Annotated in this window: 13 protein-coding genes; 9 read left to right on the forward strand and 4 right to left on the reverse strand. The window is 43.0% G+C overall.

Features of this window, described 5'->3' with window-relative positions; all coding sequences use genetic code 11:
• Nucleotides 1–14: 14 nt before the first annotated feature.
• Nucleotides 15–839 (reverse strand): NmrA family NAD(P)-binding protein, encoded by an 825-nt coding sequence (locus AR333_RS04610; RefSeq protein WP_068774123.1) that lies wholly within the window; start codon nucleotides 837–839, stop codon nucleotides 15–17.
• Nucleotides 836–1,726 carry an arylamine N-acetyltransferase gene (locus tag AR333_RS04615; protein WP_084783502.1) on the reverse strand — a complete coding sequence of 297 codons (891 nt, stop codon included), beginning with the start codon at nucleotides 1,724–1,726 and terminating at the stop codon, nucleotides 836–838. The genes AR333_RS04610 and AR333_RS04615 overlap by 4 nt, the downstream gene beginning before the upstream one ends.
• 167 nt (nucleotides 1,727–1,893) lie before the next feature.
• Here AR333_RS04615 and AR333_RS04620 point away from each other — a divergent pair, with 167 nt between their 5' ends.
• From AR333_RS04620 to AR333_RS04625, 3 genes are all read left to right on the forward strand, one after another.
• A complete protein-coding gene (locus AR333_RS04620; RefSeq protein ID WP_068774125.1) occupies nucleotides 1,894–2,229 on the forward strand; it encodes a hypothetical protein in 336 nt (111 codons plus the stop codon).
• A 317-nt stretch (nucleotides 2,230–2,546) separates the two neighbouring features.
• Nucleotides 2,547–2,690, forward strand: a complete 144-nt coding sequence (locus AR333_RS24535) for a hypothetical protein (protein WP_156430828.1) — start codon at nucleotides 2,547–2,549, stop codon at nucleotides 2,688–2,690.
• Between the two features lie 29 nt (nucleotides 2,691–2,719).
• On the forward strand, nucleotides 2,720–3,289 hold the full coding sequence (locus AR333_RS04625; RefSeq protein WP_068774126.1) for a hypothetical protein: 570 nt from the start codon (nucleotides 2,720–2,722) through the stop codon (nucleotides 3,287–3,289).
• Nucleotides 3,290–3,605: 316 nt separating this feature from the next.
• On the opposite strand, the gene AR333_RS04630 is transcribed toward AR333_RS04625, so the two are convergent.
• Together AR333_RS04630 and AR333_RS04635 are read right to left on the reverse strand one after the other, a co-directional pair.
• Entirely contained in the window at nucleotides 3,606–3,863 is a 258-nt protein-coding gene (locus AR333_RS04630) for a GlsB/YeaQ/YmgE family stress response membrane protein (protein WP_068774127.1), read from the reverse strand.
• A gap of 361 nt (nucleotides 3,864–4,224) precedes the next feature.
• Nucleotides 4,225–6,576 carry a M13-type metalloendopeptidase gene (locus AR333_RS04635; protein WP_068774128.1) on the reverse strand — a complete coding sequence of 784 codons (2,352 nt, stop codon included), beginning with the start codon at nucleotides 6,574–6,576 and terminating at the stop codon, nucleotides 4,225–4,227.
• Nucleotides 6,577–7,033: 457 nt separating this feature from the next.
• Between AR333_RS04635 and AR333_RS04640 the strand changes: the two genes are divergently transcribed.
• From AR333_RS04640 to AR333_RS04660, 6 genes are all read left to right on the forward strand, one after another.
• Entirely contained in the window at nucleotides 7,034–8,287 is a 1,254-nt protein-coding gene (locus AR333_RS04640; protein WP_068774129.1) for a sugar efflux transporter, read from the forward strand.
• Between the two features lie 185 nt (nucleotides 8,288–8,472).
• Entirely contained in the window at nucleotides 8,473–9,435 is a 963-nt protein-coding gene (locus AR333_RS24540) for a stalk domain-containing protein (RefSeq protein ID WP_068774130.1), read from the forward strand.
• Nucleotides 9,436–9,650: 215 nt separating this feature from the next.
• Nucleotides 9,651–10,436, forward strand: coding sequence for a VOC family protein (locus AR333_RS04650; protein WP_068774131.1), 786 nt, complete (start codon nucleotides 9,651–9,653; stop codon nucleotides 10,434–10,436).
• Nucleotides 10,437–10,562: 126 nt separating this feature from the next.
• Nucleotides 10,563–10,709: a hypothetical protein gene (locus AR333_RS24545; RefSeq protein ID WP_156430829.1), complete on the forward strand. Its 147-nt coding sequence runs from the start codon at nucleotides 10,563–10,565 to the stop codon at nucleotides 10,707–10,709.
• Between the two features lie 19 nt (nucleotides 10,710–10,728).
• Nucleotides 10,729–11,235, forward strand: a complete 507-nt coding sequence (locus tag AR333_RS04655) for a peptide ABC transporter substrate-binding protein (protein WP_253735719.1) — start codon at nucleotides 10,729–10,731, stop codon at nucleotides 11,233–11,235.
• 100 nt (nucleotides 11,236–11,335) lie between these two features.
• Nucleotides 11,336–12,211: a radical SAM/SPASM domain-containing protein gene (locus AR333_RS04660; RefSeq protein ID WP_068774133.1), complete on the forward strand. Its 876-nt coding sequence runs from the start codon at nucleotides 11,336–11,338 to the stop codon at nucleotides 12,209–12,211.
• The last annotated feature ends 15 nt before the right edge of the window (nucleotides 12,212–12,226 follow it).

Here is a 12,226-nt window from a genome sequence, read left to right on the forward strand (position 1 = left end):
TGCTGCAAAGCTTATTAGCTAAAGACGTGTAAATGTTCTGCAACCCATTGTGCAAACGTTCGGGCATCTCGGCGGGTCACTTCTTTAACGGTCGGTACTACGTTGTACGCTTCTTCAGGCAGATTTTCGTGCCAATTGTGTACATAATCAATCATCTCATCCGATACACCTGTTTTTTTAAGTCGTTCGCGAGCCTGCTGCTTCGTAAGTTCGTCAAATCGAATGTCCCGGCTGAGCGCTGCTGCGATGATGTTCACTTTATCGCGTGGAGTCAAAGCTTCAGGCCCCGTTAGCGTGTACGTTTTACCGGCATGCCCCGTTTCAGTTAATGCCGCCACCGCTACTGAGCCCACATCCGCCTCGTGGACGATGGCGTTTAAGGAATTGGCGAAGGGTTCCTGAACGAAGCTTGCCGTACGGATCGACTGGGCCCACGACAGTGTATTGGACATGAATTCACAATAGGGTTGAATGTGCGTCCACTCAAGATTGCTCGCTTCGGCTGCTTGTTCCACCGTTCCCTTCACACCGCTCCACAGAATGGTAACGCGTTGTACGCCTGCTTTTACAGCCAGGTCAATGATGTCGTCTCCGGTCTGCAGAGGAGCGCCACCCCCGCTGCTGGTCATCAAGTAGATGCCCTTGACTCCTTGCATTGCCGATGCGAGCGTCTCCGGTGCCGTAAGGTCCCCATATACATGCTCTACTCCTTGGGGCAAAATATCTTTTGCCGCTGCGGGATTACGCGTCAAAGCACGTACTTGTTGTCCGGACTGAACAAGCTGTTGAACGACATGGCGGCCGACATTTCCGGTTGCGCCTGTTACTAGAATGGTCATTGTGTCTCTCCCTTCGGATTGTGGTTTTGGAACAAATTGATACCCAGTTCCTCAAGAACATCGATTGCCTTCTCGACAGGTAGTCTCGGTAAGTTAAACTCACGGTCGATCACTTCCCGAACCTCGTTTCGGTTAGCTAATGTGTGCTTTTCGACCTCCCCGCGGTTGTTTCGGATACTCAACACGTTGTTGACTAATGAAAGTGATTGCTGGCGATCCAATTGCCATATTTGACACCGTAAGAACGAGGTGAAAATACCGTTTGGCTTGTAATAGTTTTCGATTGCCTCTTGAAAATCATCGAAGCGGTATATTTTGCGGATATCGAACGTCCAGTTCATTTCGGTAAGCGGCTTTCCGTCGACTTCTCTGTGGTACGTGTACGTTCCGGGTTCATCCCCCGGGCGCAGCCTAATTTCTATACCGCCAAAACGGGATACCTGATTAGGATCCGTCTCCAATCGAACGGGCTCAAAAAATGGGGCGCTGTTCCCGCAATCCACGTACATTTCCTCTTGTTCATCCGGGAGCCGGACGAGCAGTCCAACGTGACCGCCGCCCAATAAAGCGTAGCGGCTGTGAAATCCAAGACGGTTCAACAATTGGTTGAGGCTGCTGTTGATGACATAGCATGTTCCTCCCGTATGATGCTGAAAGAGTTGCTTCACAAACTTCTGCTCATCCTGCTGAAGCCTTTTTTGCTTGTGGTACGCTTTGAAATTCAATAATGAACTCACGTTTTCAAAAGGAATTCGATTTAGATGGGCAGTGCAAATCATTGTTAAATAGTCATAAGAAGGCTCTTGAACCGGAACTTGAATGTAGTTCAAATATTGAATAGCCCAGGGTGGTAATGATTTTATAATCAAGGTCTCCCACCTTTCCATTTCTTTTATTAAACCTCAAAGGTAGTATAAACTGTAACACTAGTGTAATAGTCAAGCTTCGAAGCTTCGAAGCTTTGCTTCACGATTTTACATAGAACAGATTAAAGAGTTATTGGATATTCCCACATATGCTACAATAAATTACACGAAATATTGGGGGTAATGAATTGAAGGGTAATTCATATACCATTTGGATTGAAGCGGAGCAGTGGGCCGAAGGAGAATGGAACATACATGATGATAATACGGATGTAAATGTGACATTTGAAGATGGCTCAAGATGGGTTGCTTCTTTTTTTAGCTATACAAACATACAGACGCTTGCTAGAACGAATCAACAAACTGGCGAGTGCTTATGTGGTAAGTACTTTTGGGGAAGTGACATGATTCTTGTTGATGAATGTAGTCGCAATCGAATTGAAGAAGTTATTGAACATCTGTTAAACACAGGGGACTTTGAACGTTTATTTGATAAGTGTGATGAGATAGATTGGGGCGAATGAAAAGAAAAATTATAAACAGGGTGGACCTCATGGGGTGGGAATCTTATAATTTTTTGCTTTTTGCTAAAGATAACAAGGCAGTGATAACATCAGATGAATATGGTGAAAGAATGTTGATGTTTATGATAGGCAATTAAAACAGACTTTAGATTTCACGAATGAAATACAGATGCTACAAAGTAAGAAACGTTTTTTTGAAAAGAGAAGGAGACTCATTCCAGACGATACTATTTCTGCTCCGATGCATTATGGGAAAGCATTTTGGGACTGGATTAAGGATCCAGATAAAAGGCAGTAAACCATGGTGGTGAAGCACGTTGAAAGTATGGAAATATTCCACGACCGATGAATACTTTGATTTCTTAGATTTTCAGGATGCTGTTGTAGAGAAAATTCAAGTATTAGAGAAACAAATTGTTGTAGAAATAGAATCAGTAAACATACTGGCAGGTCATCAGTGAAGCCAATATTGAGAACATAGGAGGATATAATGTCCTGGAGCAAACTGAAGCAACAACTGGAGAGTTTTCTCTGTCCCGCCTTACATGGCAGGGTCGAGTACCGCGCAACCAGTTACCGTTATTTACCTGATAAAGCAGGGCTTTGTTATATTTCGGTAGATAAAAAGAACGTACTTAATATGAGTGATAGAACGGGCTTAATCAAATGGTATCAGACGGAGCTGGAAATTAAGAATGATTCCGATATCCAAATTCCTGTCAACCATGAAGAAATTGAAACGATCCGAATAGAAACCAAGGGGAACGTTCCGGAGGATCGTCTACAAGTAATGGTAAGAAACAGAAAAATATCCGAATATGCAAAAGAGCTTTTGTCGGCACAGGCTTCATTAAGTAAATCAAATTTTATCGTTATAGCAAATAAGTTTTTATCTACTTCTATAGAAGAAAGCTTAGAGAGCAATGATATTTTGTTGAATATTCTAGCTTTGGTGGACAGACGGGTTGGAAAAAAGCGGATTTTGAACATGACCGAGGTAATGAAGTTAAAGCATCCAATTGTGCAGTATTTTTATGAACTACGGCGCAGTACATTATGAATCTTAATTAAAATGGATTATCAGCAACTGGATTAATGTTTCAGTTCATCCTATCTATTTTTTATGTGATTTATCATAATCGATTTTTCGATGTTAAGACGAACCATCTTTGGGGGTACAGATCCTATACATCTACACATTACGGCATTACGCAGTATGAGTGGCTACATTCTAGTAAACGGATGGAAGTAATCAGCTTGATAGGAACATCCGGGACCTTCACAAAGAGGCACCCATTGGGTGCCTCTTAAATTCTAATACCTAGTGATACACGTAGAATCGTACCACAAGACCGTTTCCCGGAATACGTAAGCTTCTACCGTTTACGGAAAGCGCCCCCGCGGGCCAATGCAAAGAAAATCAGCAAGGCGACGATAGATCCAACAATGGCCGGAATGATATGAAATCCACCTACAACCGGTCCCCACGCGCCCAGCAGTTCTATACCTAACCACGAGCCGATAAACCCTGCAATCACATTCCCCAGCACGCCACCCGGAACATCCCTGCCAATAAAATTGCCGCTTAACCAACCTATCAATCCACCCACGATTAACACCCAAATCAAATACATTGATTTTTCCCCTTTCTAGTCCTTTAACCAAGGTATGTTTGGATGTGGGATATGTGAACTCTTTTATTAAAGAAATTTCTGCCGCGATACAGCAACTAAAAAATGCCGATATCATTTCACCGCAGTCTCCCTTTTGAAGTAATAGAGATGGATTCCAAGATAACGAGAAAGTGATCGCTGCTGACTGGGATCACTTTATAAGCAAACAGGCTCAAATAATGCGGCACTCTCATGACCTGTCCACCCGGAACGAAGTGAAGAAAGCGCCAGTGAAATCACCTGGCTCCTTGTGTCAACAGACACCCGGAATCAGGTTTTTTCAACTGGCGCGATTCGTTAATTACCGTTATGCGTGCTTATTTTACCAGATCGTGACCCGATCCTCCGGAGCGACAAACATGCCGTCCCCCGGCTTAATTCCATAGGTATCATAGAATTCCGGGAAGTTCACAACCGTGCGGTTTACCCGGATTTTATTGGCTGAATGGACATCGCTTGTACTTAGGAGCACTGCAAATTCTTTTGTGGTTGTGAATCTCCACATTTCCGCATTGCTTTCGAAATACCCTTTGTAATCCGGATTGCTCATTTCGGATACAACTTGCAGGGACGCGGCCAATCCGCCCAAATCGGCGACATTCTCGCTTAGTGTAAGCAGACCGTTGTTCAGTACACCCGGGACAATCTCAATTCCATCGTAGAATTCGATCAGTTCCTGGTTTTTCTCTTTGAATTTCTTAAAGTCCTCTTCCGTCCACCAGTTCTTCGCATTCCCGTTCTCGTCGTATGCCGCCCCGTTGTTATCGAATGCATGGCTGATCTCGTGGCCGATGACCATCCCGATTGCCCCATAATTTTCTTCCGGTTTAGCGTTAATATCGTAGAAAGGCGCCTGGAGAATACCGGCAGGGAACGTAATTTCGTTATTCAGCGGGTTATAGAAAGCATTGACTGTGTACACGCTGGTTACCCATTCCGTTCTATCCACCGGTTTTCCCAGCTTGGCTTTCAATTTATCAACGGCCGCCGTGTTTACGGAGAAGAAGTTCGAGAACAGCGAGCCGCCTTGGTCATAGGTCTTGATAGCGACTTTGTCTAATGTCGTATCCCACTTATCCGGATAACCGATCTTCACGATCATCGTATCCAGCTTCTTAATCGCTTTGGCTTTTGTTGTTTCCGACATCCAATCAAGCGCTTGTATTCTTTTCTCATACGTAGCGATTAATTTGTCTACCATTTGCTCCACATCTTGCTTGGCTTCCGGCGAAAAATGCTTCTCAGCAAACATTTGCTCCAAGTATCCGCCCATCGCGGACTTCGTCATGGTTACGGCAAGTTCCTGATTCGTCTTTTTCCCTGAAACGCCATACAATGTTGCGGCAAAATCGTCTGCTGCGTCTCTGAAATCATCCGACAACAAACTGCCCGCTGCCGTAAGCAGTTGTGTTTTGGAGTAAGCCTTAAGCAATTCCAAGTTAGCTTCCGTCATAAACTCCGCGCCTTTTTGTGCCAGCTTCACGTCGAATACGATTACTTTATCCGCATTGCCGACTTTCATCGATTCCAGAGCCTGTTTCATATTTACTTCTTTATGCAGGTCATCGAATTGTCCGATTGTGTAAGGATTGTAGTATTTATTCACGTCGCCTTGTTCATGAGGTTCAAGCGAGACGGAGGCGAGGCTTTTCTCCATTTCATATACTTTCTCGGCACGGGCTTTCGCCACCGGCTCTTTCTCGCCAGTCAGCACAAGAAGTTTGGTTATATATTGGACATAGGCTTCCTTCGCTTTCGCGTCTTCCGTTACGTAACTGTTTTTATCCAGACCTGTGGTTAATCCGGTGTAATACAGAGCATTCTCGCTGCTGTTCTTTGCGTCGCCCATGATAGTAAAGCGGAACAGCAAGCTCAGCCCCAATTCTTTCTCCATGACCAGATCTGCTTGAACAAGCTCGTCCAGAGTTTTAGCCCCGTCGATTGACGCTACATATTTTTGAAGGGGCTCTAACCCTTGTTTGTTTCTACTCTCGGTATCAAGCGCCGCCGCATAGAAATCGGCAAGCTTCTGTTCTTTAGTACCTTCCGCGAATTGCTTGCCGGTCAGCTCCTTGATGATTTTCGCTATTTTTTCGTCGTTTTGCAGGCTCAGCTCCGAAAATCCTCCGCCCATGATTTCTCCGGCCGGAATGGTCGATTTATTCAGCCACCCTTTATTGATGGACTCATAAAAATCGTCATTTAAATGAGAGCCTTTAAGCGCCCATATTCTGGCGATAACGGTTTGGAACTCGTGGATCGTAATCGTGTCGTTTACGCCAAGTGTGCCGTCAGACTTACCCGTCAGCACGCCTGCTTGAGCCAGTTTGTCGATATCTTCCTTAGCCCAAGCCGGTACATCGGTGAACTTAACATCAAATGTCCCGGTACGCAGATCATTTCCGACCGGCTGCGGCAATTTGCCGAATGCCCTGCTTAACATAATCAAGGCTTCAACCTTCCTGGCTGGATCCTTCTCTCTCAAATCTCCGTCTTCATAGCCTTCAATAACGGCTTCTTTCGAAATGCCGGAGTTGTAGGCATCCGCAGCCTTTAGCAAAGCAGCAACAAGATCTCCTCTTGTCGCCGGCGGCGTTTTTTCAGCATACGCCGATACACTGACAGACAGGACCATGACAATGGCCATGAGTATGGATAAAAACTTTTTTTTCATCTTCAGGCTCCTTCGCGGTGGATTTTTATGTATAAAAACCAGGATATGAACAAGATTTTTCCCATTCATACCCTTATGATTATAGCCCAATCCGGTTAGTTTGAAAATGAAGGACTGTACTTGTCCGGACAGGCGGTATATCGTCTTCCAGACATTTATGCGAAAAGACACTCCTCGTTATAATTTATAAAATTTCCTCCATTCAATTTTATCTGACGTACATCTTACTTATAAATTTCAGATAAATTCTAGAGAAACTTTTTATATAATAATTTTTTTACTTAATATTTATGTTTCTTCCTGCCTAGGGGGTGAACTTAAGGCAGTTTCATTCAGACACGCCAGTTGTTGGCGGTAAAAATTCGTTGATTAAGCAACTTTACGAGTAACTATTCATTACTGTACGATAAACTAATTCCAAAATATTGTATTAGATAGAGAAAAGGTGGGGGATGGGATGAGTAACTTTTTGGCTGCAGTTAGAAATCGTACACAATCTGTAATGAGTATTGATGGTTTTCCTGTCATTTTGCTGGTAAATGTTTTTCTTGGAATCGCTTTCTCATTTGTACTGCCGTTTAACTCCATGTTCGGGATTGATGAAATCGGTATGAGCAATACGGCTTTCGGTGTTTTTATGATGGTATCCACGCTCTGCGGTGTTGGCATTAGTACGTATATCGGCAAGTTGTCCGACCGTGCATCTGATCGTAAGATGATTCTAATTCTTTGTGCTCTCGCTGGAGCAATCGGGTATATCGGTTTTGCCTATTCCCGCAACTATTATGTGCTTCTCGCCATCTCTGCCATATTTTTAGGTATAGCGTCCTCCACCTTTCCACAAGTTTTTGCTTACGGACGGGAGGTATTAGTGAAGGCTAAACTGCCTGCCAAAGAGATTCCGTTTTATATGAATATATTGCGAGTTCTATTTGCCCTCTCTTGGACCGTAGGTCCGGCCATCGCGGCTTATGTCCTGCTATATTTCGGTTTCAAAGGAATGTTCCTGGTAGCAGCCTCCTGCTATATCATCGTTGTAGGGATCGTTCTGCTTTCTCTCAAAAAGACATCCAAGGAAAAAGCCGCACCCAAACCACCGCAAGCTTCGGTCCCTCTGCGGCAGGTCATCTTCCAACCGTTTATATTTGTTAACTTGATTGCCTTCACACTGATTTCAGTAGCGAACACGATCGGCTCGCTGAATATGGCTCAATTCGTAACGAAAGTGTTGAACGGTGAGGAGAAGGATATCGGTATCATATTCAGCATTCCGCCAGTATTCGAAATTCCTTTTATGCTTGGATTTGGCATTTTGGCATTGCGGATCAAGAGCGATAACCTGATTCGTCTAGGCTCTCTGCTCGCTTTCGCTTACTTTGGAGCGATCTTCTTCGCCACTGAAATCTGGCATATATTCCCGATCCAGATACTCAGCGCGGCATACATTTCTATTACGAGCGGCATTGCTATTACCTACTTCCAGGACTTCATACCGGAAATGCCCGGTACAGCAACGGCTCTCTATTCCAACACAAGCAAAATCGGCTCCTTGCTCGGATTCCTGCTGTTCGGTTTACTATCGGATGCGTTCGGATACCGCAACGTCTATCTATGGTGTGCGATTTTTGCTTTTGTCGCTATGGTAATGCTCTTCGCCTTAGTCAAAGCCAAACGAGTCCAGTTCGATTCCGGTTCAGCGTTAAACGCATAGAGTTTTCATGATTATAAAAATTAGGACTTAAGATTTATTTTATTTCATGAATAACTAGGTAAATAGACATATATTAAATGGATTTTTGAACATACTTTGTTTATAATAATCTGGAAAGTAAAAATTTATAAGTTTGAAGCCTGAGCATTCCTCAGGTAAAAAAGGGAAATGGGAGAGATGAAACAATGCGCAGGAAGTTTAAGAAAGTTTCGGTTACGCTAATCTTCGCTTTAGTAATTTCAGTTTTTGCATCAATCAATGCTTCTGCCGAGGAATTTAAAGGGGAGACTTTTGATCTGGTTGATGAAAATTCCGGTTACAAAATAATGGTTCCTAACTTTGTTGAGATTAAACAAGTTAAGCTGGAATCTGAAGAAGATGTTTTTGAAGGTAATGTTGTTGTCATGGAAAAACCGGAAAAGAATAGCGACGGTACATATACTATCTTTAAAGTTATCACTACGGATAAAAGTGCCAAGACTTTAGACTCCTATCCAGGTGACGTCCTGTGGGGACAAATGGATAATGTTAACGGAGATTTTTCTGCTGATGGCAGCTTTATGTATAATTTGAAGCCAGAGGTGACCACGGAAGCCGCCTATCGATTTGATTTCTTTGTTCAGAATGAAAATGGGGATAGTATCTTCTCAGTTAACGAGTTGAATTTTATGTTTGTAGATAAAGCCGGGGCAAGTGAAACCGTTAAACAGGATGCAGCTTTGGCTGCACCAACAGCTTCCAAGGTTTTGGTCAACGGAAAAGAAATAGCTTTCCAAGCCTATAACATAAACGATAACAACTATTTCAAGCTTCGTGATCTTGCTATGGTTGTGAATGGAACCGATAAGAATTTTGAGGTAAGCTGGGACGATGCCAAAAATGCTATAAATCTTGAATCGGGCAAAGCCTATACAACTGCCGGCGGAGAACTTGCACTATCGGACAATCCGATTTCTAAAGAGGCCAAACCAACAAATTCTAAGATGTATCTGGATGGTCAAGAAATAGAAATCGTTGCTTATAACATTGACGGTAATAACTATTTGAAGCTTCGTGACATCGCCAAAGCGTTCAACATCGGCATTACTTGGGATAGTGAGACCAACACGATCGGAATCGATACAAAGATTGATTATAAAGAAGAATAGGCTCAAGCCGTATAAGTTTGTGCTCCAAGATGGTGACCTTCCAGGCACCATCTTTTTTTATTCTGACAGGGGCAGAATTTGATAGAGGCCTAAAGTAAATCGCAGCTAACGGACATATACTTCAATTAATAATATTGCTACTTTATAAACATAAATGTATACTAAGTATATAAAATTTGAGTCTTTCATTTTCCGGAAAAGGGGCGTGACAATTCATGATTACGCATTTCGCTCAACTTCAATTAAATACGGTTTCAATACAAGGTATCAAACAATTTTATCATGACCAGTTACGACTCCCTATTGTATATGAATCTGATAATGAAATATGTTTCAAGCCGACTGAATACTTTACACTATCATTTAAAGAAGCTGCAGAGCCATTATCTCCTGTCCATTTTGCCTTCGAAATACCTGCTTCTGAATTTGAAAATGTAGTGGAGGGGCTGCGTGAAACTGGTATTACATTTTTGAAATGGCCAGACGGCAGAGATATTGATGATTTCGGAACGGGGAAGAATGTTTACTTCCGAGACGGGGATGGCAATTTACTCGAAATCATTACGCATACATATGTTAAAGAAGGAATACTGTCTCCTGGTGGCGAGTTAAAGATACTGTACCTTAGAGAAATTGGGTTTCCGGTCGATAGTGTAATTGATTTCAGAGAGTTATTAGTTGATATTTTCAATTTCAAACTTGATAAAGTATTCGATGACTTTACTTTTGCTATTAGTGGAACAGCTCATGCGGTTATCGCTTCCAAAAAACGGAAGTGGATTCCGATTGCCATGACTGCTTTACCGCCGAAGATGAATGTATCTTTTGGCGCAAGCAGTTCCGGGTTTATTGAGATGGTCAAAACAAATTTAACTGCAAAAGGCATACATTATGATGAAAATAACGAAAAGGGTCAACTTCATTTTAGTATAAATGATTACAGTTTCCGTTTAGGCCTTACGGATTTCCCTGAAGAAGTCCCTGCGCTTTTAAATTTATAGCACAACAGCAATTTATTCAGGATGGGCTGGCGCTACTTGCGTTAGCCTCATGCGGCGTGAGCGCGCAGGACCAAGAGGTCTTGCGCGTTTTTTTGTTTTTACCAAAAGGAAAAAGAGGATGGCAAAATGCTTAACCTAAGCCAAGCTAAGGCAAGCAACACGGTATGGTCAGGCAAAGGAATTGTTAATTTGGAAATGTATAGTATTATAAGAATAATCAAGGATATAAAGGTAGCGCTGGCTGACGGCGGTAAGCCGATCTTGTTATCGTAAAGTAACTTACAGCAAGGGAGTGTTTATTTTGAGAATAAAACAGGTTGCTGTGTTGATTATAACTTTGCTTTTACTTGCCTCTTGCGGCAATAGGAATGAAATCAAAGCACAAGATTATTTGGGAGAGATATACAGCATCGCACTGGATTCCATCATGGAAAAAGACGAAGCCTTAAGTAATGAGATGGAGTTCATAGCGATTGACTTGAAAAATTCGGATGAATTGACCGGACAGGATAAGGAAGAAATCACAAAATATTTTCATGAAAAATATAAAGTCGAAGTTATGGAAGCTTCGTATGAAGAACTGAAAGAAAAAGGCTTGTATAATCCCGACACCCTGGTTTTAAAAGGTGTGCTTCTTAAAATTGAAAACGTTGACTTCGTATCCAATGCCACGAATGATTTTATTTTTGAAGGCGCTAAATATAGAGCGGGTGATGGGGCTGTCGGTGTGAAGGGCATTGTTTATTTTAAAAACGACAGATGGAAGCTTAAAGAATCGAAAGAGACTTGGATCAGTTAAGGTTTAACTCTAGCTGTACAATCCCTCCTATGTTACGATGTTGGGTGAGATCTAGTAAATATCCTAACATTATAGACATATGGAACGGAGACAGAACATCTTGAAAGCATTTAAGAAAGTCTACATAGAGATCACCAGCATCTGCAATCTTGCCTGTACCTTTTGTCCGCCTACCGAACGTAAGGCGAGTTTTATTAAAGTGGAGGACTTTGCTAAGAGGCTGGATGAGATCAAATCTTATACAAATTATATTTATCTGCACGTCAAAGGGGAGCCGCTTCTCCATCCCAAGATCGGGGAGCTGCTGGATATTAGCCATGAGAAGGGCTTTAAGGTCAATATCACGACGAACGGAACATTGATTGCGAAGAATCGGCACAAACTGCTGGGCAAGCCTGCCCTTAGGCAAATGAACTTCTCGCTCCACAGTTTTGACGGACATGAGGGTTCAACTAACCGCGAGGGATATTTGAGAGAGATCCTTTCCTTTGTCCGTGAGGCAGAGGAACACAAGGTTATCTTTTCTTTCCGTCTCTGGAATTTGACGCAGGATAACGCGACCAACCTTCAAAAGAGCAGGAACCGCCAGACACTCGAAATGATAGAGAAGGAATTCGGACTCGATTACAAAATTGAAGAAAAGGTCGTACCTGGCGGAGGGGTGAGAATCTCCGATCATGTTTATTTGAACCAGGATTATGAATTCCAATGGCCAAGTCTGACAGCACCGGAGGATGACGGAAAAGGCTTCTGCCATGGACTTCGCAGCCAGGCGGCCATTCTTGAGAACGGGACAGTGGTGCCGTGCTGCCTGGATGGAGAAGGAGTCATCAATCTGGGGAACATTAATCAGACTTCATTTGCTGACATCGTGGAGGGCGAGCGGGCAAATAATCTCGTCGATGGGTTTTCCCGCAGGGAAGCGGTCGAAGAATTGTGCAGAAAATGCGGGTATCGACAGAGGTTTGGAGCGTAAGGCAGGCGCTCTCTG

The sequence above is a fragment of the Paenibacillus sp. FJAT-26967 genome, from assembly GCF_001541095.1.
In the GTDB taxonomy this organism is placed as follows: domain Bacteria; phylum Bacillota; class Bacilli; order Paenibacillales; family NBRC-103111; genus Paenibacillus_F.

Excerpts from the sequence above, each read along its gene's own strand:
- AR333_RS04610 (WP_068774123.1), bottom strand. The coding sequence starts at position 839 with ATGACCATTCTAGTAACAGGCGCAACCGGAAATGTCGGCCGCCATGTC.
- AR333_RS04615 (WP_084783502.1), bottom strand. The coding sequence starts at position 1,726 with ATGGAAAGGTGGGAGACCTTGATTATAAAATCATTACCACCCTGGGCT.
- AR333_RS04625 (WP_068774126.1), top strand. The coding sequence starts at position 2,720 with ATGTCCTGGAGCAAACTGAAGCAACAACTGGAGAGTTTTCTCTGTCCC.
- AR333_RS04630 (WP_068774127.1), bottom strand. The coding sequence starts at position 3,863 with ATGTATTTGATTTGGGTGTTAATCGTGGGTGGATTGATAGGTTGGTTA.
- AR333_RS04635 (WP_068774128.1), bottom strand. The coding sequence starts at position 6,576 with ATGAAAAAAAAGTTTTTATCCATACTCATGGCCATTGTCATGGTCCTG.
- AR333_RS04640 (WP_068774129.1), top strand. The coding sequence starts at position 7,034 with ATGAGTAACTTTTTGGCTGCAGTTAGAAATCGTACACAATCTGTAATG.
- AR333_RS24540 (WP_068774130.1), top strand. The coding sequence starts at position 8,473 with ATGCGCAGGAAGTTTAAGAAAGTTTCGGTTACGCTAATCTTCGCTTTA.
- AR333_RS04650 (WP_068774131.1), top strand. The coding sequence starts at position 9,651 with ATGATTACGCATTTCGCTCAACTTCAATTAAATACGGTTTCAATACAA.
- AR333_RS24545 (WP_156430829.1), top strand. The coding sequence starts at position 10,563 with ATGCTTAACCTAAGCCAAGCTAAGGCAAGCAACACGGTATGGTCAGGC.